The organism is Kribbella sp. NPDC050820, assembly GCF_040653975.1.
Classification (GTDB): Bacteria; Actinomycetota; Actinomycetes; order Propionibacteriales; family Kribbellaceae; genus Kribbella.
The window spans coordinates 1-26,553 of sequence record NZ_JBFAHB010000106.1 but is presented as its reverse complement, the minus strand read 5'-3'; the positions used below and the strand labels follow the sequence as shown (position 1 = coordinate 26,553).

Here is a 26,553-nt window from a genome sequence, read left to right as displayed (position 1 = left end):
GCGGCGCGCGGGTCGGCCGCGGCGTACTACCCGGAGACGAACGTGCTGGTGCCGCTCGACAGCGTCGCCGACATCAGCAACACCCCGACGTCCAAGGGCATCGTGGTCCGCCTCGAGGCCGCGCGGACGGCGGATCCGGAGGCCTGACCACTCCGTCGCGGGATCTGGACCAGCACTTGGGTACTGGGGGCAAGCTGGTTCTGACCGGGGGAGGAGGTTTCATGGAGTTGGGCGGGGAGTGTGAACCGCGGGACGTCCGGATGGATGCCGGGCGGCTGGGTGCGGCGGTGGAGCTGGTGCGGGCGCGGAAGGCGGCCGCGCAGCTGTGCGTGGTGCGGGACGGCCGGGTCGTGGTCGACCAGGCGATCGGGTGTGCGCCGGACGCGCTGTTCTGGCTCTTCTCCGCGAGCAAGCCGTACGTCGCGATCGTGATCCACCAGCTGGTCGAGTCGGGGCTGCTCCATCTGGACGACGGGGTGGCGGCGTACTGGCACGAGTTCGGGGAGGCCGGCAAGCGCGCCATCACCGTGCGGCAGGTGCTGCAGCACCGGTCCGGGTTGACCACGGTCGGGTCGTACTTCGGCGACGCCCGTGCGATGGCGGACTGGGACCGGTCGCTGGAGCGGATCGAGCAGGCCCGGCCGCGCTGGCCGCTCGGAACGGTCGCCTACAGCCCGCTCGCGTTCGGGTTCGTGCTCGCCGAGGTCGCACATCGATGCAGTGGGCAACCATACGCCGAGCTGGTACGGCGTTCCGTCCTCGAGCCGCTCGGTCTCGCGGACACGTTCCTCGGTGTGCCGGTCGACGAGTCGCACCGCAGCGTGCCGATCCGCGTGTCCGGCGTGGCCGGCCCGTTCGTGCAGTCGGTCGTGAACAAGCGCAGTACGCGCGAGGCCGTCGTACCAGCGGCTGGGATGTCCACCACGGCCCGGGATCTGGCCGGGCTGTACCAGGCGCTGTTGCAGGGTGGAGCGGGCATCCTGCGGCCGGAGTCGATCGCGATCGCGGTCGAGCCGAGCAGTGAGGGCGAGCTGGACCGGACCATCGGCGCGCCGATCCGGTGGTCGCAGGGGTTCCAGCTCGGCGGGCCGCGGTTCGTCCCGAACGTGGTCACGCCGCTCGGGACGACCAGCAGCCCGCGGACCTTCGGGCACAACGGCAGCAACTGCTGTATCGGCTGGGCGGATCCGGACCGCCGGATCGCCTTCGCCTACCTGACCAACCGGATCGGCCGCCGCGAGGCCGATGTCGCCCACCATGCTGCGGTGGCCGACAAGGTGCTGGAAGCGGCGTTCGACTAAGCGAAGACGGGCACCTGTACTCGGTGCTGGATCACTTGGTCGACGAGGCCGTACTCTCGGGCCCCCTCGGCGGTCAGGACGTGGTCGCGGTCGGTGTCGTGCCGCAGTCGCTCGATCGTCTGCCCGGTGTGCTCGGCGAGGATCGTCTCGACCTGGCTGCGGACCCGGACCACCTCGTCGGCCTGCAGGATCAGGTCGGGAATCGTGCCCTGACCGCGCGCGGCCGGCTGGTGCAGGACGACCCGCGCGTGCGGCAGTACGGCGCGACGCCCGGGCGCACCGGCGGACAGCAGCACGGCGCCGGCCGAGATCGCCTGCCCGACGCACAGCGTCGCGATCGGCGCCTGGATGTACTGCATGGTGTCGTAGAGCGCGAGCATCGCCGTCATGTCGCCGCCCTCGCAGTTGATGTAGAGGTTGATCTCCTGGTCCGGCTTGTCCGCCTCCAGGTGCAGCAACTGCGCGATCAGCGCGTTGGCCACGCCGGCGTCGAGCGCCGTACCGAGGTAGATGATGCGCTCGCTGAGCAGGTGCGAGTAGACGTCCATGATCCGCTCGCCCCGCGGGTGCTGGGCGATGACGTTGGGAATCGTGTAGCTGCTCATGCCGCCGCCTTTCGCTGGGGCATCACTTGGTCGAAGGACTCGACGATGTGGTCGATGAAGCCGTACTCGCGGGCCTGCTCCGCGGTGTACCAGTGGTCGTGCAGCGAGTCCTCGTGCACGACGTCGAACGGCTGCCCGGTGTCGTCGGCGATCAGGGCCAGCACAGTGTCGCGGATGTGCCGCAGGTCGTTGGCCTGGATCTCGATCTCGACCGCGGAGCCGCCGATCCCGGCCGACCCCTGGTGCATGAGGACGCGGGCGTGCCGCAGCGCGTACCGCTTGCCCGGGGTGCCGGCGGACAGCAGGAACTGCCCGGCGGAGCAGGCGAGCCCGATCGCCAGCGTCGACACGTCACACGGCACCAGCCGCATCACGTCCCGGATCGCCAGCATCGACGGCACCGAGCCGCCGAGCGAGTGGATCCACAACGCGATGTCCCGGTCCGGGTCCTCGGCCGCGAGGGTGAGGATCTGGGTCGCCAGCAAGGTCCCGTTGTCGTCGTCGAGGGTCCCGTCCAGTACGACGATCCGCTGCCCGAGCAGCCGCTGCCGCGCCGACTCGTTGAACAGCGGTGGTTTGTTGTCTTCAGCCATGTCCACAACCCTGACCGGCCGGACCCGCCGTACCCCAGCTTTTCTGCTGACGGCAACTCTGCCCACAGCGGACAAACCCCTGCGGCAGGCCTAGGGACGGACCGCGCGGCCGAGGATGTGCGGGGAGGCGGGGTTGGGGCCGAAGGGAAAGCGGTCGAGCTCCTGGATCGTGAAACCGGCGGCCTCGATGGCGGCGGCGGTGTCGCGGTGGACGTGGCAGCCGCCGCTGAACCAGGACCAGATGGTGGCGTCGGCGATGCGCTGGAAGCGGTCGAGGCCGGTGCCGGGCTCGGCGGCGACGTGTTCGTAGAAGCGCAGTTCGCCGCCTGGTCGTAGTACCCGGAAGGCTTCGGTCAGGGCAACGGCCTGGTCGGGGACCGAGCACAGCACGAGTGAGGTGACGACCGCGTCGACGGATCCGTCGGCGAGTGGCAGGCGGTCCGCCGTACCGCTGACGACTTCGACTGGGATCGGCGCCGCGAGGGCGAGGGCGTCGGCCTTGGTACGCAGGTAGGGCTCCGGCTCGACTGCTACGAGGCTGCGCACCTCCACGGGGTAGTGCGCGAAGTTTCCACCGTCACCCGCGCCGACCTCGACGACGTGCCCGGCCAGCCCGTCCAGCAGCCGCTTCCGGTGCTCCTGCGCCCCTTGCTCGTCGATCCCCGGCCGAGCCCGCGCATACAACCGCGCAAACACCGGATGTGACTGACCCATGCAGGCCACCATAGGCGTGTTTCGGGAACTGTCCGGAGGACCGCCTAAGGTGAGTGTGATGACTACGCTGTTCTCGCCTGATGAGCTCCCGGTGCCGCTGGAGGAGCCCAAGAAGCATCGGACCGATCCGGACTCGCTGCTGGAGGGGCTCAATCCGCAGCAACGGGCCGCTGTCGTGCACGCGGGCAAGCCGCTGCTGGTGGTGGCCGGTGCGGGCTCGGGGAAGACGCGGGTGCTGACCCGCCGGATCGCCTACCTGCTGGCGGCCCGCGACGCGCACCCGGGGTCGATCCTGGCGATCACGTTCACCAACAAGGCCGCCGCGGAGATGCGCGAGCGGGTGGTGGACCTGGTCGGGCCGCGGGCGAAGCTGATGTGGGTCTCGACCTTCCACTCCTCCTGCGTGCGGATCCTGCGCCGCGACATCAAGCGGTTCGGGATCAGCTCGACGTTCTCGATCTACGACGACACCGACTCGCGCCGGCTGATGACGCTGGTCTGCCGCGAGCTCGACCTGGACGTGAAGCGGTACAACCCGCGCGCCGTGCTGAACTGGATCAGCACCCAGAAGAACGAGCTGATCGACCACGAGACCGCCGCGGCGAAGACCTCGAACCACCTCGAGGAGACCTACGCCGAGTGCTACCGGATCTACCAGGAGCGGCTGGCCCAGGCGAACGCGCTGGACTTCGACGACCTGCTGATGACCACGGTCAACCTGCTGCAGGCCTTCCCCGAGGTCCGGGAGTACTACCGGCGCCGCTTCCGGCACGTGCTCGTCGACGAGTACCAGGACACCAACCACGCGCAGTACACGCTGATCCGCGAGCTCTGCGGCGAGGACGAGCCCGGCTACAACGGCCCGACCGCGCCGCCGGCGGAACTGATGGTGGTCGGTGACTCCGACCAGTCGATCTACGCGTTCCGCGGCGCCACGATCCGCAACATCCTCGCCTTCGAGGAGGACTTCGCCGGCGCCGAGACGATCCTGCTGGAGCAGAACTACCGCTCCACCCAGACCATCCTGTCCGCGGCCAACGCGGTGATCGCGCGCAACGAGGGCCGCAAGGCGAAGAACCTCTGGTCCGACCAGGGCCAGGGCGAGCAGATCGCGGTGTACGTCGCCGACAACGAGCACGACGAGGCCCAGTTCGTCGCCGACGAGATCGACCGGCTCACCGACGCCGACGGGGTGAAGCCGTCCGACGTGGCGGTGTTCTACCGGACCAACGCGCAGTCCCGGGTCTTCGAGGAAGTCTTCATCCGCACCGGCCATCCGTACAAGGTGGTCGGCGGCGTCCGGTTCTACGAGCGCAAGGAGGTCCGCGACGCGCTCGCGTACCTGCGCGTGTTGGTGAACCCCGAGGACACCGTCTCGCTGCGCCGGATCCTGAACGAGCCGAAGCGCGGGATCGGCGACCGGGCCGAGGCCGCGATCGAGGCCCTCGCGGCCCGGGACCGGACGTCGTTCGCCCAGGCGCTGCGCCGGGCCCAGGACGCGCCGGCGATGGCGAGCCGCTCGGTGAACGCCGTACAGGCCTTCGTCGACATCCTCGACGAGCTGACCGCGATGGTGGACTCGGGCGCCCCGCCGGACGACATCCTGGACGTCGCCCTGCACCGGTCCGGGTACTACGAGACGCTGCAGAAGTCCACGGATCCGCAGGACGAGACCCGCCTGGAGAACCTGGACGAGTTCATCTCGGTGGCCCGCGAGTTCGTCGAGGAGCGCACCGCGGCCGGCGAGGCGGCCGACCTGCAGGCGTTCCTCGAGCGGGTCGCGCTGGTCGCCGACGCCGACCAGATCCCGGACGCCGCCGACGACGGTGGCGTGGTCACGCTGATGACCCTGCACACCGCGAAGGGCCTGGAGTTCCCGGTCGTGTTCCTGACCGGGATGGAGGACGGCGTCTTCCCGCACTCGCGGTCGCTGACCGACCTGAAGGAGCTCGAGGAGGAGCGCCGGCTGGCCTACGTCGGCATCACCCGGGCCCGGCAGCGGCTCGCGATCTCGCGCGCCGCGGTCCGGTCCGCGTACGGCGCTCCGCAGCACAACCCGCCGTCCCGGTTCCTGGAGGAGATCCCGGCCGAGCTTCTCGACTGGCGGCGCGACGAGTCCGCGATCACCCGCTGGTCCGGCACCGGGACGTCGACCGGCAGCGGCATCTCGAGTCGCTACGAGCCACCGCGCCGTACTGCCTCCGACAAGCCGGTGATCAGCCTCAACCCGGGCGACCGGGTCGTCCACGACACCTTCGGGATGGGCACCGTCGTGGTGGTCCGCGGCGAGGGCCAGCAGGCGCAGGCGGACATCGACTTCGGATCCGAAGGTGTGAAGCGGTTGCTGCTCCGGTACGCACCGGTGGAGAAGATCTAAGTCAACTTGTTGGGCGAATTCGTTGCATCTGGGCCGGAGATTGAGACAATCAAGGATCTTCGGCCCTCCCTCCGGAAGCATTCGCCCCATGTCCAAGTCGGTAGCAGGTAACAACCGCCGGATCATCCTGGCGGGTGCCAACCCTGGGCTCCGGCTGTTCGACGAGGCCGGCAAGGTGACGGCGTACGCGTCGATCTGGATGGTCGACTGGTCGATCCGCGGCGCCGGCACCGCGGTCGTGCTCTGGTTCGACGGGATCGTCCGGGTGGTGTCCGAGGACGTCGACCTGGCCGCCTGGCTGGAGCGCTACTTCGTCCGCTCGTTCCTCGAGGTCCAGGGCCTGCCGTGGCACGAGCCCGCGGTCGAGCGCGACCTCGTCCAGGTGTCGATGAACCTGGCCGACGGGCTGAGCGCGAAGGCCGCCGACATCCAAATCGAGATGGGCGGCGTGCTCGACCGGCGGCTGTTCGCCACCGACAACTTCCAGCTGGCCGAGGGCAATCACAGCCTGAGCCTGGTGATCGCGCCGGTCCGGTCCGCGACCGTCTCGATCGGCGGCGCCTCGGTGCCCGGCTTCGTCCAGGTCGACGGCTCACCCGACAAGCCCGGCTCCTCCGCGTTCCTCACCACCGCCGAGGTCTGGCGCCGCTAGAGCGCCCACCAGTTGTCCATCCGCTCGACGGCCTGCTTGCCGCCGTCGAGCACCCGCTGCAGCCGGAACAGGTACGCCGCGATCCCCGCCACACCCTGCATCCAGCCGACTCCCGGCGGCAGCAGCGGCTCCTCGTTGCGATGCTCGACGAACCGCCAGTACGCCGTCCCGTCTCCGCGGAACGCCCGCTCCACCAAGGCATCCGCGAGTCGTACGGCGAACTCCAGATCCTGCTCGCGTCCGTCGCGGTGCCACGCGTCCAGGAAGGTGTCGGCGACTCCCGCCGTACCGCAGCAGCGTCCGTCGTTGTCCCAGAAGCCAGGGTGCAGCCGCTCGGGGATGCCGGAGTGCACGACGCTGTCCAGGCAGCGTCGATGCCACACGACCGGCGTCTCCCCGGCCACCTCGTCGACGCCGGCGTACTCGAGAGCCCGGAAAAGCAGCGACGTGCCGGCCCCGCCGTGGCACCAGTTGTAGGTGTACTCGTCGTCGCCACGCTGCTCGCTCCACGGGATGACGCGCGGCACCCGGAAACCCTTGTCGTCATTGATCCCGAGCGTGATCAGGTGCTCGGCGCCACCGCGGGCCGCGTCGACCAGGTCGGGCCGTCCGAGCTCGACGCCGGCCACCGCGAGCATCGCCGCGATCCCGGCCAGGCCGTGCGTGAAGTTCGGCATGTCGCCTCGCGGTTCGGCGCAGAAGCGGCGCGGGACGAACAGCCAGTTCGCCGGCTCTTCCTTCTCGCCCAGAAGCAGGTCGGCCGCGCGCTCGGCCAAGGCGCGCGCGTCGACGCCCTGCCGACAGCTCCAGAGGGCACCCATGAGTACGGCGCCGGTGCCGAGCGTTGCGTCGTTCGAAACCGCGCCAGGAAGGTACTTTGGTGCGCCCAGGACGCTCTCGTGCCAGCCGTCGTCCGTGGCCAGCTCGGTGATCCGATCCAGGGCAGGCTGCGAGGCGGATTCGCCGAGAGCGGTGAGTGCGCCGATCGCGCTGACCAGGCCGTCGAAGTACGTGATCGACTGCTCGGCCGGGATCGTCGCGTGGAGCCGGTCCGCGATCCCGGTGGCCAGCCCGGCTTCTGCCTGCGTCCAGGGGCGGGCCAGCTTGATCTCCGCGAGTGCGTGCGCGAGGCCGCCGACACCGCTGTGCATGCCCTCGAGGTACACCTCCGGCTTGGCCCCACCGGCCGCCTCGGGGATCCACGGGCCGGCCGCGTCCCAGTCCACCTGCTGCAGGACCCAGGACCAGGCTGCTTCGCCGAGTTCGCCGTACGTCATGATCGGGCGTTCCGGAGCCGGATGCCGCTCCACTCGAGCGTGCTGACGATGACCTCGGCCCAGAAGTCGTGCAGCCGCGGCAGCACGCGCAGCTGGATGCCGGCCTCGGCGTGCAGGTCGAACAGGTCGCCGACCCGCTCAGGCGGCGCGAGCGGCCGGACTTCTGTCGTGGCGACCACAGCGGCGTCGAGCTCGGCGAACGGCTCGGCCGGCAGGCGGTAGGCGTACAGCTCGACCGAGCGCATCGCGTCCAGCCAGCCGTACTCGACGGCGTGCACGCGGCTGCCGGAACCGGCGCCGATGATGCGGTCCTGGTCGTCAGGAGTGGTGGAGGGGCCCACCCACGCCATCGCGCGGGGGCACTGCCTCGGGAACCAGTAGTCCGGAGCCCGGTCGTAGCCGACGGCCCAGACGTACGGCGTGGCCTCGCGCGTCGTCTTGGCGACGTGCGGCCGGAAGACCTCGATGGTCGAATCTTCGGAGAAGTGCAGAACCTCACCACGCGCCGGACGCATGACTGGCAGCTTAGCCAGGTGTCAGGGGTACTGCTGGAGGATTACGGGTTGAGGCCGCAGTGGTCGCGCAGCCACGGCATCGGGTCGGTCGCGTCGCCGCCGTCCGGGTGCACCTCGAAGTGCAGGTGCGGGCCGGTGGTGTTGCCGGTCATCCCGACCGCGCCGACCTGGTCACCGGCGTAGACGGTCTCGCCCTCCGACACGCTCCACTTCGACATGTGGTTGTACCAGGTGACGGTGCCGTCCTCGTGCCGGACCTGGACCTGGCGGCCGTAGGCGCCGGCCCAGTCGGCGAAGATCACCACACCCTTCATCACGGTCTTGATCGGGGTGCCGATCGGGGCCGCGAAGTCGGTGCCGGTGTGGTTGCGGGCCCAGCGGCTGCCGCCCTGGCCGAAGGTCGCGGTGATGTGGTAGCCGGAGATGATCATCTCGCAGCGGGTGGCCGACTCGCGGGCCTTCCGCTCGGCCTCGTCGGCGGCGGCCTTGGCCTTCGCGAGGGCGGAGGCGCGCTTGGCGGTGAGGGCCTGGGTGGCGGTGAGCTTCGCGGCCCGGGCCTTGGCCAGCTGGGCGGCCGCGGCCTGCTTCTTGTTCGTCTCGTTGCCGGCCAGCTGGACCCGGGAGGAGTCACGGGTGGCGAGCTGGCGGGCCTGGATGCGTGCGGTGGTGATCCCGGACAGTTGCCCGTTGTCCATGCTGAGAGCGGCGAGGTTCACCGCGGAGTTCGCCTGGGTCGGCGAGGCGAGGGAGCTGTGACTGAACCCGACAGCTCCTGCCGCCGCAGCAAGCGCTGCGGTCAAACCGACGATCTGGGAACTGCTCGGAGTGTTTCGCCTGGCAACGCGATGCTTGGCACTGTGTCGTCCTGCGCCGGGATTGCGCGCAGCGTTGCCTGGCGTGACGCGGTCTCCCGCGGCACGGTGCTGGGACACAACGTGGCCTTTCGGTCACAGGGGAGGGGCTTGAGGAGGGGCTCCATGACTGGAGGGGCTGGAGCTCTCTCCTGCCCGGTCCGGAGGTTTATTCCCGGTCGGGCTCCACGCACGATAACGGATCAGTCACGAGGCGACAAACCCTGCCACCCACTTTTCCGCGTCTCCTTCACAAAACCTTTGCATGAGCGCCTGCACGTGCATCCGCTCTAACCGCTCAGAAAGCTGCCTTGTCAGGCACGAAGTGTCTGACCGACTGCACCGTCAGGCAACCGTGTCCTGCTCGTCCAGGTGGGCCAGCACACCGGTGATCTGGTGTACGACGTCACCGTGGAACGGCAGGGACAGATGGCCCACGCCGTTCACGCGGACGTTACTGGCTGCCAGGTCCGGGTGCCGAATCCGGGCTCTCCGCTGCGGCACGATCAGCTGGTCGACGTCGCTGTAGAACGCGACGAACCTCGTCGTGCAGTCAGGCGCCGGTTCCGCCAGTTCGGTCATCAGCTCGCTGTCCGGCCGGACCTGCCGCACGAGCGGCCACGGCAGCAGCCGGGCGGCGACAGTGCCCTGGTGTGGGGTGCCGAGCGTGACGCAGGTGTGCACTCGCTCATGGCCGCCGAGCCGCTGGATGTAGTACCGCGCGATCAGCCCGCCCAGGCTGTGTCCGACCACGTGCAGCTGGTCGGATCCGGACTCCTCGCAGATCCGCTCGATCTCGGCACCCATCCGTTCCGCGGTACGACGTACGTCGAGTGTCAGTGGTGAGTAGGAGAACGTGTGGATGCTGCTGAACCCGCGGCGCATCAGCTGCCGGCGCATCAGCGCGAAGACGGTGTGGTTGTCGATGATCCCGTGGGCCAGCAGGATCGGCGTCCCCGCGGCGCGGACGTTGCTGACCAGCAGCCCGCGCTGGGCCGGGGTCAAGCCGGCCAGGTTGAGCCGGCGGGTGGCCGTGCCGGAACCGCAGACCAGACCGAGCGGATACATGGCGAGGCGGGTGGTGAGCCAGCCGATCTCCACGGCCGCACCTTGGAGCACTCGCGGCGACAGTGCGGACCGTGCGCCGTACCTGAGTCCGTCCAGCGCTCCGCGTACGCCGTCCTGCCAGGTACTCATGGGCGACTCCTCACGGCAACCAGACCCCCCGATGGTCCGATCTCTTCCAAGGTAACCGGTTCCCATCCGGCGTGTCGGGGAACACATACCGCCGTGTCTTAACCGTGAGGAATCGAGCCGCTAGCCTGCGAGCATGCCTACGAGCCCTCTGCGTGTCGTCGTCGCCAAGCCCGGCCTGGACGGTCACGACCGCGGTGCGAAGGTGGTCGCCCGGGCGCTGCGGGACGCCGGGATGGAGGTCATCTACACCGGCCTGCACCAGACCCCGGAGCAGATCGTCGAGACCGCCATCGCCGAGGACGCGGACGCGATCGGCCTGTCGGTGCTGTCCGGCGCGCACATGACCCTGTTCAAGCGGGTCCGCGAGCTGCTCACCGAGCGGGAGGCCGACGACATCGTGGTGTTCGGCGGCGGCATCATCCCGGACGCCGACCTGCAGCCGCTGGCCGAGCTCGGCGTGCACAAGATCTTCACCCCCGGCGCCACCACGACCGAGATCGTCGACTGGGTCCGGACCAACGTCGGCGACGCCTCCGCCTCGCCGGCCTGAGGTCTCTCGAACCGCCCCGGGCCGCGGCCCGGAGAACGCCCGTTCCGCTCCGGAGCGTGATGACGACTGCGTGGAGTCGGTCTGAACGAATACCGTCCGTTCAGCAAGGTTACTAACCGGTAATACCGAATCGTTAAGAAAGACCCGGTTGTGCGGGCTGTCGAATCGCGGTCGCATACAGCCATGCGGCTGTCCGTTTTACAGGCTGTCGAGCGGCAAGGTGTGTGGCTCAGGACACATCACCCCCGTCGTCGGTTACTGTCCGGACAGGCGGGATCGCAGTGCGGTGGGGGACTGTGACCCCAGGCACGCAGGACCAAGCGATATCCCATCGGGAGAGGGCAGGTAAACGATGAGGTTTGAACGTTCACACACGCGCAGGGCGGTCGCCATGGCGGTCGCCGGCAGCCTTGTGCTGCTCGCGTCCGCGTGTGGTGGTGACGACGGGAGCGGTGGCGACAGCGGCTCGACCGGGGGAGCAGCTCTGGAGGGTCGCGGCCCGATCAACTTCGCCACCGGCAAGGACACCTCCGGGAACCTGACGAACCAGGTCGCGGCGTGGAACTCGCAGCACCCGGACGAGAAGGTCACGGTCACCGAGCTGCCCGAGTCCGCGGACCAGCAGCGCGCCCAGATGATCTCGAACGCGCAGATCAAGTCCGACGCGTTCACTGTGCTGAACCTGGACGTGGTCTGGACCGCCGAGTTCGCCGCGAACCGGTGGATCACGGAACTGCCGCAGGACCAGTTCCCCGACCTGAACAAGCTGCTGCCGTCGACGGTCGACACGGCCAAGTACCGCGACAAGCTGTACGCCGTGCCGGTCACCTCCGACGGTGGCCTGCTGTACTACCGCAAGGACCTGCTCGACAAGGCCGGCGTGCAGCCGCCGAAGACCTGGACCGAGATGCAGGCCGCCTGCGACAAGGTCAAGGCGCTGCCCGAGGCCAAGGCAGCCAGCTGCTACGCGGGTCAGTTCGAGAAGTACGAAGGCCTGACGGTGAACTTCTCCGAGGCCGTCAACGGCGCCGGCGGTGTGGTCGTCGGTGACGACGGCAAGCCGAACGTGGACACCCCGGAGGCGCTCGCGGGTCTGACCTTCCTGGTCGACGGCTTCAAGAGCGGGATGATCCCGAAGGCCGGCATCACCTACACCGAGGAGCCGGGCCGGCGGGCGTTCCAGGAAGGCACCCTGATCTTCCACCGGAACTGGCCGTACGTGTACTCGCTGGCGAACAAGACCGACGGCTCGTCGAAGATCGCCGGCAAGTTCGCGGTCGCGCCGCTGCCGGGCAAGGACGGCGCGGGCGTGTCCACCCTGGGTGGCCACAACTACGCGATCTCGGAGTTCGCCAAGAACAAGGCGACCGCGGCGGACTTCATCAAGTTCATGTCCAGCGAGGAGCGCCAGAAGGCGAACATCGAGAAGACCTCGCAGGCGCCGACCTGGGCCTCGCTGTACGACGACGCAGCGCTGAACAAGCAGTTCCCGTACCTGGCCCCGCTGAAGGCCTCGATCGAGACCGCGAAGTCGCGGCCGAAGGTGGTCAAGTACGGCGACGTCACGACCGCGATCCAGGAGGCGGCGTACGGCGCCCTGACCGGCACCACGCCACCGAAGGACGCGCTCACCCAGCTGCAGACCAAGTTGAGCACGCTCATCACGCAATGACCGAAGCGGCGGGGCCGGCGCGTAGCTTCACCGCTACGGGCCGGCCCCGGCCCGTCGCTGCCCGCGGACAGCGGGCGGAAAGAAGGAGGCAGAGGTGAGTACATCCGCCCCGGTCGCGCAGCGACCGACGCCGGAAACCACCAAGAAGCCCAGGCGGACCTCGTTCAACGAGGGAACCGGACGGCTGGCCGCGATCCTGCTGTCACCGACCATGCTGGTGCTGATCCTCGTCGTCGGGTTGCCGATCCTCTCGGCGCTGCGTGAGTCGCTCTACCAGAGCGGCCAGCGGATCGACGAGTCCGGCTTCGTCATCCAGGGCTCCGAGTTCGTGGGTCTCGACAACTACTCGGCGATCTTCTCAGGTGAGACCGGCGAACGATTCTGGAACGCTTTCTACAACACCACGTTCTTCACCGTCACCTGTGTGCTCCTGGAGACCGTCCTGGGTGTCGCGATGGCCCTGGTGATGCACAAGGCGTTCAGGGGCCGTGGCATCGTGCGGGCCAGCATCCTGGTCCCGTGGGCGATCCCGACCGTCGTCTCGGCGCTGCTGTGGAAGTGGATCTTCCAGGCCGACGGTATCGCCAACGAGTTGCTCGGCACCCAGATCCTGTGGTCCACCGAGGGCTGGCAGTCGGTGATGTCGGTGATCATCGCCGACACCTGGAAGACCGCGCCGTTCATCGGCCTGCTCGTGCTGGCCGGTCTGCAGACCATTCCGGACGAGGTCTACGAGGCCGCCAAGGTCGACGGTGCGAAGGCGTGGAGCCAGTTCATCCACATCACGATGCCGCTGGTGAAGCCGGCACTGCTGGTGGCAGTGCTGTTCCGCATCCTCGACACGCTGCGGATCTTCGACCTGCCGTTCGTGCTGGTCGGGCCGAACAAGGAGTCGGTCGAGACCCTGTCGATCCTGGCGTACCTCGAAGCCAACCAGACCCGGTACGGGCCGGCGGCGGCGTACGCGACGTTGCTGTTCATCTACGTCGCCGTGGTTGCGTACGTGTTCGTCAAGCTGCTGGGTGCCGACGTGTTCGGTGACGCCATCCAGCGGAAGTCGAAGAAGAAGAAGAACGGCAGGAACGGACGCGGCCAGGCCAAGCAGGCCGACGCAGGCGCCCCGGTGGCCGGAGTGACCGCCGGTGGCGGTTCAGGAGGTGAATGATGGCTGTTGCTGAGAAGGGTCCTGGCAAGGTCGACATCAAGGCTGCCGAGGCGTCGTGGGCCCGGCGCTGGCTGCCACTGATCGGTGTCGCGGGGATCGTGCTCTACTGCCTGGTGCCGTTCCTCTGGATGGTGGTGTCGTCGCTGCGCCGGCCGAGCGACCAGTTCGAGAACACGATCATTCCGTCGCCCATTTCGCTGACCAACTTCCAAGACGTCTTCAAGGAAGGCACCGGGTTCGGGCGCGGTCTGCTGAACAGCCTGATCGTGGCCGGCACGGTGACGATCCTGACGCTGATCATCGGGATGGTCGCGGCCTACACGCTGGCCCGGCTGGACTTCCGGGGCAAGAACTTCGTGCTGGCGGTCATCATCGTCACCTCGATGTTCCCGGGGATCTCGCTGGTGATCCCGCTGAAGAAGTTCTTCAGCGACATCGAGTGGATCAACACCTACCAGGCGATGATCGTGCCCAGCCTGTCGTTCGCGCTGCCACTGGCGGTGTGGCTCCTGACCGCGTTCTTCCGGCAGATGCCGCGAGAGCTCGAGCAAGCCGCGATGGTCGACGGCTGTACGCCGGCCCAGGCGTTCCGCAAGGTGATCCTCCCGCTCGCCGCACCGGGTGTGTTCACCACCGCGATCATCACCTTCATCGCGGCCTGGAACGAGTTCCTGATCGCGCTGAGCATGGTGAACAAGAAGGAGTACCAGACCGCCAACGTGGTGATCTCGCAGTTCACCGGTGCGTCGGGACGTGACCAACCGTTCGGCAGCCAGATGGCCGCCGGTGTGGTCGTCACGATCCCACTGGTAATCGCCGTACTGCTGTTCCAGCGGCGGATCGTGGCCGGCCTGACGGCAGGTGGCGTGAAGTGAGCTGGCTCCGCAACCGGTCGGACGCCGACCGCCGCGACCGGGACGACCGGGCGCGGCGGGACCGCGAGGACCGGGAGCGGAGGGACCGGGAGGACCGGGACCGCCGGGATCGCGAGGACCGGGACCGCCGGGATCGGGAAGACCGCGAACGCGCCCGGTAGCCGTCCGAAGAGGCCGGAGTCGCTCAGGCGACTCCGGCCTTTTCCTTTGTCAGAGTTCGAGCCAGGCTGTGGCGTCGACCGGGAGCCGGCCGTCGACCAGGGGCTCGCTGGTGAGCAGGACCTCCTGGTGGTCAGGCAGCGGGATCGGGGACTCGCTCAGGTTCGAGACGCAGCGGAAGCCGGGCGAGCGGGTGAAGGAGAGGACGCCGGCGGGCGCCTCCTCGTCCCAGGTGAGGCGGCCTTCGCCGAGCGCCTCGGTCTCGCGGCGCAGCCGGAGGGCCGCCTTGTAGAGGTTGAGATGGCTGTCGGGATCGGCGGCCTGCGCCTCGGCGGTCAGCGCGGCCCAGTCGGCCGGCTGCGGGAGCCAGGGCTGGCCGGCGCCGGTGCCGAAGCCGAAGGGCGGCTCGGCGCCGGACCACGGGATGGGCACCCGGCAGCCGTCGCGGCCGCGCCGCGTGTGGCCGGAACGCTCCCACACCGGGTCGTCCAGAACGTCCTCGGGCAGATCCTCGACCTCGGGCAGGCCGAGCTCGTCACCTTGGTAGACGTACGCCCCGCCCGGCAGCGCGAGCTCGAGCAGTGCGGCCGCCCGGGCCCGGCGGCGGCCGAGCTCCAGATCGGTCGGCACGCTTCCGGCGGGCATCGAGGCCTGCTTCTGGTCACGACCGTAGCGAGTGCGGTGCCGGATCGTGTCGTGGTTGCTCAGCACCCAGGTCGCTGGGGCACCGACCGCCCAGAAGTTCTCGGTGGTGTGGTCGATCACCTCGCGCAACGCCTCGGCGTCCCATGGGCACTGCAGCGCGTCGAAGTTGAAGGCCGAGTGCAACTCGTGCGGCCGGACGTACTGCGCGAGCCGGTCGGCCGGAGACAGCCAGGCCTCGGCGACGAAGACCCGCGGGCCATGCGGGGAGTCGGCGTACTCGTCGGCGATCCGGCGCCAGTGCTGGTGGATGTCGTGCACAGCCGGCTGGTCGTACGTCGGATGGCCGGCGTACTTGTCGCGGCTGACCTCGCCGTTGGGCTGCGGGACCACATCCGGCAGCGACGCGTCCTTGGCCATCGAGTCGGCCACGTCGATCCGGAACCCGTCCACGCCGCGGTCGAACCAGAACCGCAGGATCGCGTCGAACTCCTCGATCACCTTCGGGTGGTCCCAGTTCCAGTCCGGCTGGGAGATGTCGAACAGGTGCAGGTACCACTGGCCGTCGTCGATCTGCTGCCAGGCGCCGCCGCCGAACGCGGCCGGCCAGTTGGTCGGCGGCAGCCCGCCCGGCTTGCCGTCGCGGAACCAGAACAGGTCGCGCTCCGGAGAGCCTTTGCCGGCCGCGAGCGCGGCCTTGAACCACGGGTGCTCCCAGGAGCAGTGGTTCGGGACCAGGTCGATCAGGATCCGGATCCCGAGCGCGTGCGCCTCGGCGATCAGCGCGTCGGCGTCCGCCAGGGTGCCGAACTCGGGGTTGATGTCGCGGTAGTCGGACACGTCGTACCCGCCGTCGAGCAGCGGGGACGGGTACCAAGGGCTGATCCAGATCGCGTCGATCCCGAGGTCGGCGAGGTAGGGCAGCCGGGCCCGGACGCCGTTCAGGTCGCCGGTGCCGTCCCCGTCGGCGTCGGCGAACGAGCGCGGATACACCTGGTAGACGACGGCGCTACGCCACCAGTCGTCAGCTGGTCTGGTCTGGGGATCGGTCATGCCGTCTAGCCTGACATGAGCCGTCGCGGACCTGTGACGGTCGTCTCAGCGCGTACCCCGGGTGTTGCGGCGGCCACCGAGGTGACTAGTGTCAGGCGCGACGGAGCGCGCCGGCGACCGTGCCCTTTCTCGGGACCAGCCCGCCTGCCGCGGCCTACTCGAACAGGTGCGAGAGAGGGACCACAGTCGTGGACTTGATGGAATACCAGGCGAAGACCGTCTTCGCCAAGCACGGAGTGCGGACGACCGTAGGCGAGGTCGTCACCACTCCGGAGGAAGCCCGCGCGGCGGCCGAGAAGATCGGCGGCCGGGTGGTGGTGAAGGCCCAGGTGAAGACCGGCGGCCGCGGTAAGGCCGGTGGCGTGAAGCTGGCCTCCTCGCCCGACGAGGCGGAGGAGAAGGCTCGCGAGATCCTCGGTCTCGACATCAAGGGCCACATCGTCCGGACGCTGAACATCGTCCCGGCCGCCGCGATCGCGGAGGAGTACTACTTCTCCTTCCTGATCGACCGGGCGAACCGGAACTACCTGTGCATCGCGTCCGCGGCCGGCGGCATGGAGATCGAGGAGGTCGCGCACACCAACCCCGAGGCGGTGGCGAAGGTCTCGATCGACCCGGCCACCGGGGTGGACGAGGCGAAGGCCCGTGAGATCGCCCAGGCCGCGAAGTACCCCGACGACATCCTGGACGCCGTCGTACCGGAGATCGTCAAGCTGTACGACGTCTTCGTCGGCGAGGACGCCTCGCTGGTCGAGGTGAATCCGCTGGTCAAGCTGGCCGACGGCAACGTCGAGGCGCTGGACGGCAAGGTCACCCTGGACGAGAACGCGGACTTCCGGCACCCGGAGCACGCCGAGTTCGAGGACGTCGCGGCGGCCGACCCGCTGGAGGCGGCGGCCAAGGCCAAGGGCCTGAACTACGTCAAGCTGGACGGCTCGGTCGGCATCATCGGCAACGGCGCCGGCCTGGTCATGTCGACCCTGGACGTCGTTGCGTACGCCGGTGAGGAGTTCGGCGGTGTGAAGCCGGCCAACTTCCTCGACATCGGCGGCGGCGCGTCCGCCGAGGTGATGGCGAACGGCCTGGAGATCATCATCTCCGACGCCCAGGTCGAGAGCGTTTTCGTCAACGTCTTCGGCGGCATCACCGCTTGCGACGCGGTCGCGAACGGCATCGTGCAGGCGTTCGAGCTGCTGGCGAGCCGGGACGAGCACGTCACCAAGCCGCTGGTCGTCCGGCTGGACGGCAACAACGCCGAGGAGGGCCGCCGGATCCTCGACGAGGCCGGGCTGGCCGGTCTGGAGCGGGTCGACACGATGGACGGCGCCGCCAAGCGGGCCGCCGAGCTGGCTGCGAAGTAAGGGGTCGCTGAACATGTCTATCTTCCTGACCAAGGACAGCAAGGTCATCGTCCAGGGCATGACCGGCTCGGAAGGCACCAAGCACACCACCCGGATGCTTGCCTCCGGCACCAACATCGTCGGCGGCGTGAACCCGCGCAAGGCCGGCCAGAGCCAGGACTTCGACGGCAAGGCGGTCCCGGTCTTCGGCACCGTCGCGGACGCCGTCAAGGAGACCGGTGCGAACGTGTCGGTCATCTTCGTGCCGCCGAAGTTCACCAAGGACGCCGTACTGGAGGCGATCGAGGCCGCGGTGCCGCTGGTCGTGGTGATCACCGAGGGCGTGCCGGTACACGACACCGCCGCGTTCTTCGCCGCCGCGCAGGCGTCCGGCACCACCCGGATCATCGGGCCGAACTGCCCGGGCATCATCACGCCGGGCGAGTCGAACGCCGGCATCATCCCGGCCGACATCGCCGGCCAGGGCCGGATCGGGCTGGTGTCGAAGTCGGGCACGCTGACGTACCAGATGATGTACGAGCTGCGGGACTTCGGGTTCTCCACCGCGATCGGGATCGGCGGTGACCCGATCATCGGGACCACCCACATCGACGCGCTGCAGGCGTTCCAGGAGGACCCGGACACCGACGCGATCGTCATGATCGGCGAGATCGGCGGCGACGCCGAGGAGCGGGCGGCGGCGTTCATCAAGGACAACGTCACGAAGCCGGTCGTCGGCTACGTGGCCGGCTTCACCGCCCCCGAGGGCAAGACCATGGGCCACGCCGGCGCCATCGTCTCCGGCTCCTCCGGCACCGCAGCCGCCAAGCAGGAGGCCCTCGAGGCCGTCGGCGTCAAGGTCGGCAAAACCCCCACCGAGACCGCCAATCTCATGCGCGAGATCATGCAAAACCTCACCAAGTAGTCAGGTTCTGCGTCGACGGCCCCGGGGATTCCTCGGGGCCGTTCGTGCTACCTGTACGTTGCGGCGCGTTCGGCGGCTCGGGTGAGGGTTTCGTTGAAGGCGCCGTCGGAGATGTCCAGGCCTTTGAGGACTGGGAAGAGGACGTAGACGGCCTGGGTGCCGTACTGGGCGATCCCGATGCGGTACGTGAAGGTCTTGCCGCCGCCGGTGTCGTACGACGCCCGCCAGCTCTCGCCCTTCACCACGCTGGTCGACACCGTCCCGGTCGACTTCACCTTCGCGTTCGAGACGTTCTTCTCGCAGTTGTCGACGTTCTTGCGGATCTGGTCGACGAAGCTCTTCGCGGCCGCCGCGGAGGCGAACTTCGCGACCGTGTCGTCCATCCCGAACTCGGTCGGCACCTTGGCCTCCGGCGTGACGTAGGTCAGCGTCCCGGACTTGGTCGCCTTCGCCTTCTTGAAGTCGAGCTTCTCGCAGCCGGTGCCGGCGCCGGTCTTCGCGCTCGTGCTCACCCACGGCTTGTCGATCACGCTCAGCACCGGCAGGTCGACCGGCGCCATGAACCCCGCCGACTCGGTCGTCGGCAGCAGGGCGCCCTTGGCCACCGGTGCCCCGGTGCCGCAGCCGCCGGTCTCGGAGCAGATCCGCTTCAGCCCGGCCGTCGCCGCGGTCAGCACCGGCCCGGGCTTGGGCGGCGTACCGGCGAGGGTGTCGTGCTCGAGCACCATCGTGGCCTGCCCGGCGACCGTGACGGAGATCGTCCGGTACTTCGTCTTGCCGCCGGACGGCTGTCCGAAGACGGCGATCACACCGCGCTCGCCGACCCCGGTGGTGACATAACTGGAGGCGAGCCGGACCTGCGGGGTGGTGCAGGCGCTCAGCCAGCCGACGATCGTGGTGTAGGCCTTCGCGGCGGCGGCCTTGTCGCTCGACACCTCGACGTACTGGACCGCGGTGTCCTTGGTGGTCGAGTTCTGGAAGGTGCGGACCCAGGTGCGCAGGCCGGCCGGGTCGGCGAACCGCTGGGACTGGCAGACGAACGTCCGCTCCGGCGCGCTGCTGCCGTCGGCGGTCTTGGTGATCGCCCAGGCCCCGGTCGCGCCGAGCGGCTTGGCCGTGGTCGCGTCGAGCAGGGCCTTGTCGTCGACGAGCATGGTCGAGTTGGCCGACTTGTCGTCGGCGGCGCCGGTGTTCGGGCCCGAAGCGTCGTCGCCGCCGCCGAAGGCGTTCAGGGCGGCGACCCCGCCGCCGCCGACCAGCAGAACGACCGCCACACCGGCGGCGATCGTCTGGTTCCGCTTACGCGCCCTCTGCCGGCGCGCCTCCCGGGCAGCGGCTCGACTGCCGCCGCGGGCTGCACGGTGGGAACCGGCCAAAGCTCGACCTCCTGACTGATTCCACCCGACAGTACCCGGTGGTGCCAGCCTGTCCCCACTCAGCCGGATCGCGGACACCAGTAGGTGCCCGCCCGCCAACTGAGCGTGAACAAGCGGGGGGAAGTCTTCCATATCCGGCGTGTCAGAACGAGTGGTCCCCCGCTGCGGGGGAGCATGAGAGTCGGATGAGCGAGCGCAGCGAGCGAACAATGGGCAGAGCACCGTTGTCGGTCGCGCCGGAACCGAGCGAAGCGAGGTGAAGGTGTGACCGACATGTTGAGCCGTCCGGGCGCCCGTGACGGCGAACCACACGGTGGGCAGAATCATGCGCCCGGGCCCGACGTCACCGCTCCAACGAAGCCGGTGGTCCTGTCGGCAGTGATTTCCGCGGGCGCGTGCCTGCTCACCGGGCTGCTGACGTGCGCTGCCGTGGCCGTGATCGGCTGGCTGGCCGCGACCTTCGGTGGTGCGTCCGGAGCCATCCGTGCGGGTGCGTCCGCCTGGCTGGTCGCGCACAAGGCCGGTGTGACGCTCGGCAATGGTTCGATCACGATCGCGCCGCTCGGGCTGACCCTGTTCCTCGGTTGGTGTCTGTACCGCGGTGGCAAGTCCGCTGCCCGGAACAGCGCCGCGGACCGGACCAAGGACCTGATCCTGCTGTCCGGCACGTTCGCGTTCGTCTACGGCCTGGCTGCGCTGATCATCGCTCTGCTCACGGCTGACGGCTCGGTGCGGGTCTCTCCGCTGTCTGCGTTCCTCGGAGCGGCGTCGTTGGCTCTCGTTGCCGGGGCTGCCGGCGTACTGGTCGAGTCCGGTGCGGCTGAGGACATCGCCGACGCGACTCCCAATGGGCTGCGGGACGCAGTGCCGGCTGCGGCTTCCGCCGTACTGACCGTGATCGCGATCGCTTCGCTGCTGTACGGCGTCCTGCTGGCGATCCACTTCTCCCGGGTCACCGGGATGCTGGAGCTGCTGGACGCCGGGGTGGTCGGGTCGGTCGTGCTGTTCGCGATCTGCCTGATGCTGGTGCCGAACATGATCCTGTACGTCGTTTCGTTCCTGGCCGGCCCCGGATTCCAGCTGGGCGTCGGTACGACGATCGCCCCGACCGGGGTGGACGTGGGGAATCTGCCTGCGCTCCCGCTGCTGGCCGCCGTACCTGCGGATGGCGCGACGCCGACGTACCTGCTTGCGCTGACCGCACTGGTTCCGCTGGTCGCCGGTGTGGTCGCGGGGCTCGTTGTGGCTCGGCGTGGGCTGGCGGACCAGGACTCCGACGCGCTGGGGTGGGACGCGTTCGCGCTGCGTGGCGGTATGGCGGCTCTGCTCGCCGGAGTGATGCTCTACGTGCTCATGGCGCTGTCCGGTGGCTCTGCTGGGCCCGGGCGGATGTCAGCCGTGGGGATCCCGGCCGCGCTGCCGGCGGCCGGCGTACTGGCCGCTGGAATGGCGATCGGGGCCGCGATCACGGCTGCGCTGGTCGCCTCCCGCCGACCGGCTGACGGCGAGGCGGACGCCGGGCGATAAGCTTCGGGCCGTGACAGACCCGGTTGCGCCCGCTCCCGAACCTGCGCGGCTCGTCGTGCTGATCTCGGGCTCGGGGTCGAACCTGCAGGCCCTCCTGGACGCTGCCGCCGATCCGGCGTACGGCGCCCAGGTCGTCGCCGTCGGCGCCGACCGGGAGGGGATCGCCGGGCTGGACCGGGCCGCCGCGGCCGGGGTGCCGTGCTTCGTGCACAAGGTCAAGGACTACCCCGAGCGGGCCGACTGGGACCGGGCGCTGACTGCGTCGGTGTCGGAGTACAAGCCGGACCTGGTCGTCTCGGCCGGGTTCCTGAAGCTGGTCGGCGACGACTTCCTGGCTGCCTTCGGCGACCGGTACATCAACACCCACAACGCGCTGCTGCCGGCCTTCCCCGGCATCCACGGCCCGCGGGACGCGCTCGAGTACGGCGTCAAGGTGGCCGGCGCGACCCTGTTCTTCGTCGACGGCGGGGTCGACACCGGGCCGATCATCGCGCAGGTCGCCGTACCCGTCGAGGACGACGACACCGAAGAAACCCTGACCGAGCGGATCAAGGAGGTCGAACGCCGCCAGTTGGTGGACTGGGTCGGCCGGCTGGTCCGCGACGGCTGGACCATCACCGGACGAAAGGTTCGACTGAAGTGAGCACCGACCGCAGGCCGATCCGCCGGGCGCTGATCAGCGTCTACGACAAGACCGGTCTGGAGGAGCTCGCGTCCGCGCTGCACACTGCCGGTGTGCAGCTGGTGTCGACCGGTTCGACCGCGGCCCGGATCGCGGCAGCCGGAGTCCCGGTGACCAAGGTCGAGGAGGTGACCGGGTTCCCCGAGTGCCTGGACGGCCGGGTCAAGACCCTGCACCCGATGGTGCACGCCGGCCTGCTGGCCGACGTACGGCGTGGTGAGCACGTCGAGCAGCTGCGCGAGATGCGGGTCGAGCCCTTCGACCTGCTGGTGAGCAACCTCTACCCGTTCACCGAGACCGTCGCCTCCGGCGCGTCGGTGGACGAGTGCATCGAGCAGATCGACATCGGCGGCCCGTCGATGGTCCGCGGCGCCGCCAAGAACCACGCGAACGTGGCCGTCGTGGTGTCGCCGACGCGCTACCCCGAGATCGTGGCTGCGCTTGCCGAAGGTGGTTTCTCGTCGGAGCAGCGGCAGCGGCTGGCTGTGGACGCGTTCGTGCACACGGCGTCGTACGACGTGGCCGTGGCCTCCTGGATGGGCAGCGTGGTGAGCGACACGTCCGAGGGGACCGGGTTCCCGGCGTGGGTTGGCGCGACGTGGGAGAAGTCTTCCGTGCTGCGGTACGGCGAGAACCCGCATCAGCCGGCCGCTTTGTACGTGAACGGCCGGGGTGGGCTGGCGGCTGCGGAGCAGTTGCACGGCAAGGAGATGTCGTACAACAACTACGTCGACGCCGACGCTGCTCGTCGTACGGCGTACGACTTCAGCGAGCCCGCGGTTGCGATCATCAAGCACGCCAATCCTTGTGGGATCGCGGTCGGGAAGGACATCGCCGAGGCGCATCGGCGGGCGCACGAGTGCGACCCGGTGTCGGCGTACGGCGGTGTGATCGCGACCAACGCTCCGGTGTCGGTTGACATGGCCAAGCAGGTCGCGGAGATCTTCACCGAGGTGCTGGTGGCGCCGGCCTTCGACGACGGCGCTGTTGAGATCCTGCAGGGTAAGAAGAACATCCGGCTGCTGGTTGCGCCTCCGGTGTCTTCCGCGGAGAAGGTCGAGATGCGGGCGGTCAGTGGTGGGTTGCTGCTGCAGCACACCGACCGCTTCCAGGCGCCCGGCGACGACCCGTCGTCCTGGCAACTCGCCGCCGGTGAGGCTGCTTCGCCTGAGGTGCTTGCCGACCTCGCGTTCGCTTGGAAGGCGTGCCGGGCGGTCAAGTCCAACGCGATCCTTTTGGCCTCCGGCGGTGCGTCGGTGGGTGTCGGCATGGGGCAGGTCAACCGCGTCGACTCCTGCCGCCTGGCCGTCTCCCGAGCCGGCGAACGCGCGGCGGGCTCAGTAGCCGCGTCCGACGCCTTCTTCCCGTTCCCCGACGGCCTCGAGGTCCTCATCGAGGGTGGCGTCAAAGCAGTCGTCCAGCCCGGCGGCTCCATCCGCGACGAAGCCGCCATCGAGGTCGCGCAAAAGGCCGGGATCACCATGTACTTCACGGGGACCCGCCACTTCTTCCACTAACTGGGTCCTCCCACGCGTGCTGCGCCGGGGCTCCTTCGTCGCCTCGGCTACGCGCGCTCCCACCCACCCGGTTTTGTGTGGGCTGCCGCCCACGTGGGCGGGCTGTCGCCCCGCGGTTGCGCGCTGTCGCGCGGGTGAGGGCGGGGTGGGCGCTTGTCCTGCCGTGCAACTGCCTCACGGGCAGCCCGGGGGAAGCCTCACGTGCTCCGACCCAACCCGATTGCGCGTGGGCTGCCGCCCACGTGAGTGGGCTGCCGAGCACCCGGACGAGGTTCTGCTGACCGGCGTCCGCGTTTGTGCGTGGGGGACGGCGGGGTCGGCGTCTGTCGGCCGGAAGGACTGCCGCGCGGTGACTGCGGTCGGACTGACGTGTGTTGCGTGCGGGTGACTGCGGAGGGCCGGAATGCCGAACAACTGCCTCGCGGTGGCTGCGGTCTGCGCCGGGTGGGTGAGCAACTGTCTGCCAGCGGTTCGGCGTGTGGCCCCGCAATACCTCCGGCAGATGCTGTCGGATCGGACCATAGGTGTTCGTAGCAGGGTTGAGAGGTGCCCAGGAGGGGTGCCGGCGTACCTGAGGAGGACATCATGACTGCGACCTACACCTTCGACGTCTTTTCGACCCTCGACGGCTTCGGTGCCCACACGGGCGACTGGGGCGGCTACTGGGGTAAGCAAGGGCCGGAGTTCCTCGAGCAGCGATTCGCCTTGTACGGCGAGAAGCAGCGGATGGTGTTCGGGGCGAACACCTACCGGGCACACGCAGAGATGCTTGCCGCGAGCACCGAAGACTCCGAGACCCACGACCCATGGGTCACGCGGATGTACAACCTGCCGGCGACGGTGGTGTCGAACACGCTGCAGGCGCCGCTCGACTGGCCAGACGCGACGGTGGCGAGTGGCGACGCGGTCGAGATCGTTGCCCGGCTCAAGGAAGAGTCCGATGTGCCATTGCGGTCGCACGGCAGCCTGTCGCTCAACCGGACGCTGATGGCGGCCGGCCTGGTCGACCTCGTGCACGTGACGCTGTTCCCGGTGATCGCCGGACAGACCGGAGCGGACCCAATCTTCAAGGACGCAGCCGATTTCGACCTCGAGCTGATCGAGAGCCGCACCTTCGACGGCAACACCCAGGAGCTCATCTACCGCCCGACCCTGCACTGACCCGATGTTCGAAAGCTCAGCCGCCCTCAGCGAGAGAAGGTCTGGCGGTAGGCGAGTTGGTGGCCGTCGGCGCGGGTTTGGCCGTCAGGGTGCCAGCCGGTGGATTCGTAGAAGCGTTGGCCTTGCGGGTAGTTGGCCAGGGTCCAGAGGATTGCTTCGGGATAGGCGGCGGCCAGGGCCTCGAGGGCGGTGTTCATGAGGGCGGTGCCTACGCCAGAGCGCCAGTACGGCGGGTCGACGGCGATCGTGTCGAGCTCGCCAAGGTGTGGATCGATGGGGTCGCGGCTGGGGCAGATGCCGGTGAAGCCGGCGATGACGCCGTCCTGCTCGGCGACCCACCAGCGGCCGGCGGTCAGATCGCCGGCCCAGCGGGCGATGCGCGCGTCGTCGAGGACGGCCGGTGGCATCAACTCGCCGAACCCTGCGTTCCAGGAGTCGACGTAGATCTGCGTGATCCGCGGAGCGTCCTCGACCAGGGCTGGGCGGATCGCGATGCTCATGCGGTCAGTTCGGGACGATCAGGCCGAGGGTGGCGATCGCGGCGCCCACCGCGACGAGGAGGGCGGTGTCGAACATGCGGCCGCGGACGTGAAGCAGGCCGGCGGCGGTGTCGGAGAGGGTGGCGCGGAGCAGGCCGGCCAGGAAGACGCCGCCGGCGAAGATCAGTACGCCGTTGCGCCAGTTGTAGAACGTGAGTACGACGAGACCGGCCGCGCCGACCAGCAGGGACAAGGCCAAAGGCCACTCGCTCCGCCGCTGAGCCTCCCCCGCCATCAGCACGCCACGCCCACTTCAGCCGGCACGCCGAACGCCCGAGCCGCCACGCTCGCTTCGGCCGGCACGCCGTACGCCCGAGCCGGCACGCCGTACGCCGGGCCGGTCACTGGGCGAGGCTCGATTCGGCGGCTTCTACCACGTTGGTGAGGAGCATGGCGCGGGTCATCGGGCCGATGCCGCCGGGCATGGGGGCGATCCAGGCGGCCTGCTCGCGGGCGGCGGGGTCGATGTCGCCGACGATCTTGCCCTCGGGGCTGCGGCTGGTGCCGACGTCGAGGAGTACGGCGCCGGGCTTCACCATGTCGGCGGTGATCAGGCCGGCCGACCCGGCGGCGGCGATCACGATGTCGCCGGTGCGGACCTGGGCGGCGAGGTCGGTGGTGCCGGTGTGGCACTGGGTCACGGTCGCGTTCTCGGACTTGCGGGTGAACAGCAGGCCCATCGGCCGGCCCGCGGTGACGCCGCGGCCGACGACGACCACGTGGGCTCCGGCGATCGGTACGTCGTACCGGCGGAGGATCTCCACGCAGCCCTTCGGGGTGCACGGGAGCGGGCCGTCCTGGCCGAGGACGAGCTTGCCGAGGCTGACCGGGTGCAGGCCGTCGGCGTCCTTGGCCGGGTCGATCAGGCCGAGGATCGCGTTCGTGTCGACGTGCTTGGGCAGCGGGAGCTGGACGATGAAGCCGGTGCAGTCCGGGTTCTCGTTGAGTTCGGTGACCTTCGCGGCGATCTCGTCCTGAGTGGCCTCGGCGGGCAGCTCGACCTGGATGGACGCGATGCCGACCGCCGCGCAGTCACGGTGCTTGCCGGCCACGTACGCCCGGCTGCCCGGGTCGTCACCGACCAGGATCGTGCCGAGCCCGGGCACCACGCCCTGCTCGGCCAGCTTCGCGACCCGGACCTTCAACTCGTCCTTGATCGCCGCCGCCGTCGCTTTGCCGTCCAAGATCTGCGCTGTCACGGGGACAGGGTAGTTGCGGACCGCCAGGCCATCACAATCAGCCCTCGGCCGAGGCCGGATCCTGCTCACCCTGCAACGACTCGGGTACG

Annotated in this window: 26 protein-coding genes; 14 read left to right on the top strand and 12 right to left on the bottom strand. The window is 69.2% G+C overall.

The window, feature by feature from the left end; all coding sequences use genetic code 11:
• Window positions 1-221: 221 nt before the first annotated feature.
• Window positions 222-1,301 carry a serine hydrolase domain-containing protein gene (locus tag AB0H36_RS44615; RefSeq protein ID WP_360537644.1) on the top strand — a complete coding sequence of 360 codons (1,080 nt, stop codon included), beginning with the start codon at window positions 222-224 and terminating at the stop codon, window positions 1,299-1,301.
• On the opposite strand, the gene AB0H36_RS44610 is transcribed toward AB0H36_RS44615, so the two are convergent.
• The 3 genes from AB0H36_RS44610 to AB0H36_RS44600 form a co-directional block, all read right to left on the bottom strand.
• Window positions 1,298-1,906: an ATP-dependent Clp protease proteolytic subunit gene (locus tag AB0H36_RS44610; protein ID WP_360537642.1), complete on the bottom strand. Its 609-nt coding sequence runs from the start codon at window positions 1,904-1,906 to the stop codon at window positions 1,298-1,300. The two genes, AB0H36_RS44615 and AB0H36_RS44610, sit on opposite strands and share 4 nt — an antisense overlap.
• The gene (locus AB0H36_RS44605) at window positions 1,903-2,499 is read right to left on the bottom strand and encodes an ATP-dependent Clp protease proteolytic subunit (RefSeq protein WP_360537640.1); all 597 of its coding nucleotides are present in this window, start codon (window positions 2,497-2,499) and stop codon (window positions 1,903-1,905) included. Before AB0H36_RS44605 ends, AB0H36_RS44610 begins: the two co-directional genes overlap by 4 nt.
• 90 nt (window positions 2,500-2,589) lie before the next feature.
• Complete coding sequence (locus tag AB0H36_RS44600) at window positions 2,590-3,213, bottom strand: class I SAM-dependent methyltransferase (protein ID WP_360537638.1); 624 nt, start codon at window positions 3,211-3,213, stop codon at window positions 2,590-2,592.
• Between the two features lie 58 nt (window positions 3,214-3,271).
• Between AB0H36_RS44600 and pcrA the strand changes: the two genes are divergently transcribed.
• Window positions 3,272-5,590: a DNA helicase PcrA gene (gene pcrA / locus AB0H36_RS44595; protein ID WP_360537636.1), complete on the top strand. Its 2,319-nt coding sequence runs from the start codon at window positions 3,272-3,274 to the stop codon at window positions 5,588-5,590.
• Window positions 5,591-5,678: 88 nt separating this feature from the next.
• On the top strand, window positions 5,679-6,242 hold the full coding sequence (locus AB0H36_RS44590; protein WP_360537634.1) for a hypothetical protein: 564 nt from the start codon (window positions 5,679-5,681) through the stop codon (window positions 6,240-6,242).
• Here AB0H36_RS44590 and AB0H36_RS44585 read toward each other — a convergent pair.
• From AB0H36_RS44585 to AB0H36_RS44570, 4 genes are all read right to left on the bottom strand, one after another.
• Window positions 6,239-7,519, bottom strand: a complete 1,281-nt coding sequence (locus AB0H36_RS44585) for a lanthionine synthetase LanC family protein (RefSeq protein WP_360537632.1) — start codon at window positions 7,517-7,519, stop codon at window positions 6,239-6,241. The two genes, AB0H36_RS44590 and AB0H36_RS44585, sit on opposite strands and share 4 nt — an antisense overlap.
• A complete protein-coding gene (locus AB0H36_RS44580; protein WP_360537630.1) occupies window positions 7,516-8,034 on the bottom strand; it encodes a DUF6886 family protein in 519 nt (172 codons plus the stop codon). Before AB0H36_RS44580 ends, AB0H36_RS44585 begins: the two co-directional genes overlap by 4 nt.
• 41 nt (window positions 8,035-8,075) lie before the next feature.
• The gene (locus AB0H36_RS44575; RefSeq protein ID WP_360537628.1) at window positions 8,076-8,834 is read right to left on the bottom strand and encodes a M23 family metallopeptidase; all 759 of its coding nucleotides are present in this window, start codon (window positions 8,832-8,834) and stop codon (window positions 8,076-8,078) included.
• A 396-nt stretch (window positions 8,835-9,230) separates the two neighbouring features.
• Window positions 9,231-10,082, bottom strand: a complete 852-nt coding sequence (locus AB0H36_RS44570; RefSeq protein WP_360537626.1) for an alpha/beta fold hydrolase — start codon at window positions 10,080-10,082, stop codon at window positions 9,231-9,233.
• 133 nt (window positions 10,083-10,215) lie between these two features.
• On the opposite strand from AB0H36_RS44570, the gene AB0H36_RS44565 reads away from it, so the two are divergent.
• From AB0H36_RS44565 to AB0H36_RS44545, 5 genes are all read left to right on the top strand, one after another.
• Window positions 10,216-10,632 (top strand): cobalamin B12-binding domain-containing protein, encoded by a 417-nt coding sequence (locus AB0H36_RS44565; protein ID WP_360537624.1) that lies wholly within the window; start codon window positions 10,216-10,218, stop codon window positions 10,630-10,632.
• A 391-nt stretch (window positions 10,633-11,023) separates the two neighbouring features.
• Window positions 11,024-12,304: an ABC transporter substrate-binding protein gene (locus tag AB0H36_RS44560; protein ID WP_360537622.1), complete on the top strand. Its 1,281-nt coding sequence runs from the start codon at window positions 11,024-11,026 to the stop codon at window positions 12,302-12,304.
• 94 nt (window positions 12,305-12,398) lie between these two features.
• Window positions 12,399-13,469 (top strand): sugar ABC transporter permease, encoded by a 1,071-nt coding sequence (locus AB0H36_RS44555; RefSeq protein WP_360537620.1) that lies wholly within the window; start codon window positions 12,399-12,401, stop codon window positions 13,467-13,469.
• The gene (locus AB0H36_RS44550; RefSeq protein WP_360537617.1) at window positions 13,469-14,344 is read left to right on the top strand and encodes a carbohydrate ABC transporter permease; all 876 of its coding nucleotides are present in this window, start codon (window positions 13,469-13,471) and stop codon (window positions 14,342-14,344) included. The genes AB0H36_RS44555 and AB0H36_RS44550 overlap by 1 nt, the downstream gene beginning before the upstream one ends.
• The gene (locus tag AB0H36_RS44545; protein ID WP_360537615.1) at window positions 14,341-14,505 is read left to right on the top strand and encodes a hypothetical protein; all 165 of its coding nucleotides are present in this window, start codon (window positions 14,341-14,343) and stop codon (window positions 14,503-14,505) included. Before AB0H36_RS44550 ends, AB0H36_RS44545 begins: the two co-directional genes overlap by 4 nt.
• Window positions 14,506-14,554: 49 nt before the next feature.
• On the opposite strand, the gene AB0H36_RS44540 is transcribed toward AB0H36_RS44545, so the two are convergent.
• Window positions 14,555-16,198, bottom strand: coding sequence for an alpha-amylase family glycosyl hydrolase (locus AB0H36_RS44540; RefSeq protein ID WP_360537613.1), 1,644 nt, complete (start codon window positions 16,196-16,198; stop codon window positions 14,555-14,557).
• 188 nt (window positions 16,199-16,386) lie between these two features.
• Between AB0H36_RS44540 and sucC the strand changes: the two genes are divergently transcribed.
• Complete coding sequence (gene sucC, locus AB0H36_RS44535) at window positions 16,387-17,559, top strand: ADP-forming succinate--CoA ligase subunit beta (protein WP_360537611.1); 1,173 nt, start codon at window positions 16,387-16,389, stop codon at window positions 17,557-17,559.
• Between the two features lie 13 nt (window positions 17,560-17,572).
• Window positions 17,573-18,463 (top strand): succinate--CoA ligase subunit alpha, encoded by an 891-nt coding sequence (gene sucD / locus AB0H36_RS44530; RefSeq protein ID WP_360537609.1) that lies wholly within the window; start codon window positions 17,573-17,575, stop codon window positions 18,461-18,463.
• A gap of 47 nt (window positions 18,464-18,510) precedes the next feature.
• On the opposite strand, the gene AB0H36_RS44525 is transcribed toward sucD, so the two are convergent.
• Window positions 18,511-19,737 (bottom strand): hypothetical protein, encoded by a 1,227-nt coding sequence (locus tag AB0H36_RS44525; protein WP_360537607.1) that lies wholly within the window; start codon window positions 19,735-19,737, stop codon window positions 18,511-18,513.
• A gap of 375 nt (window positions 19,738-20,112) precedes the next feature.
• Here AB0H36_RS44525 and AB0H36_RS44520 point away from each other — a divergent pair, with 375 nt between their 5' ends.
• The 4 genes from AB0H36_RS44520 to AB0H36_RS44505 all read left to right on the top strand — a co-directional run bounded on the left by AB0H36_RS44520 (window position 20,113) and on the right by AB0H36_RS44505 (window position 24,726).
• Window positions 20,113-21,366, top strand: a complete 1,254-nt coding sequence (locus tag AB0H36_RS44520) for a DUF6350 family protein (RefSeq protein ID WP_360537646.1) — start codon at window positions 20,113-20,115, stop codon at window positions 21,364-21,366.
• 10 nt (window positions 21,367-21,376) lie between these two features.
• A complete protein-coding gene (purN, locus tag AB0H36_RS44515) occupies window positions 21,377-22,009 on the top strand; it encodes a phosphoribosylglycinamide formyltransferase (RefSeq protein ID WP_360537605.1) in 633 nt (210 codons plus the stop codon).
• Window positions 22,006-23,565 (top strand): bifunctional phosphoribosylaminoimidazolecarboxamide formyltransferase/IMP cyclohydrolase, encoded by a 1,560-nt coding sequence (gene purH, locus AB0H36_RS44510; RefSeq protein ID WP_360537603.1) that lies wholly within the window; start codon window positions 22,006-22,008, stop codon window positions 23,563-23,565. Before purN ends, purH begins: the two co-directional genes overlap by 4 nt.
• A gap of 585 nt (window positions 23,566-24,150) precedes the next feature.
• A complete protein-coding gene (locus tag AB0H36_RS44505; protein ID WP_360537601.1) occupies window positions 24,151-24,726 on the top strand; it encodes a dihydrofolate reductase family protein in 576 nt (191 codons plus the stop codon).
• A 26-nt stretch (window positions 24,727-24,752) separates the two neighbouring features.
• On the opposite strand, the gene AB0H36_RS44500 is transcribed toward AB0H36_RS44505, so the two are convergent.
• The 3 genes from AB0H36_RS44500 to AB0H36_RS44490 form a co-directional block, all read right to left on the bottom strand.
• Complete coding sequence (locus tag AB0H36_RS44500; RefSeq protein WP_360537599.1) at window positions 24,753-25,226, bottom strand: GNAT family N-acetyltransferase; 474 nt, start codon at window positions 25,224-25,226, stop codon at window positions 24,753-24,755.
• Between the two features lie 4 nt (window positions 25,227-25,230).
• Entirely contained in the window at window positions 25,231-25,464 is a 234-nt protein-coding gene (locus AB0H36_RS44495; protein WP_360537597.1) for a DUF3017 domain-containing protein, read from the bottom strand.
• A gap of 142 nt (window positions 25,465-25,606) precedes the next feature.
• The gene (locus AB0H36_RS44490) at window positions 25,607-26,464 is read right to left on the bottom strand and encodes a bifunctional methylenetetrahydrofolate dehydrogenase/methenyltetrahydrofolate cyclohydrolase (RefSeq protein WP_360537595.1); all 858 of its coding nucleotides are present in this window, start codon (window positions 26,462-26,464) and stop codon (window positions 25,607-25,609) included.
• Window positions 26,465-26,553: the final 89 nt, after the last annotated feature.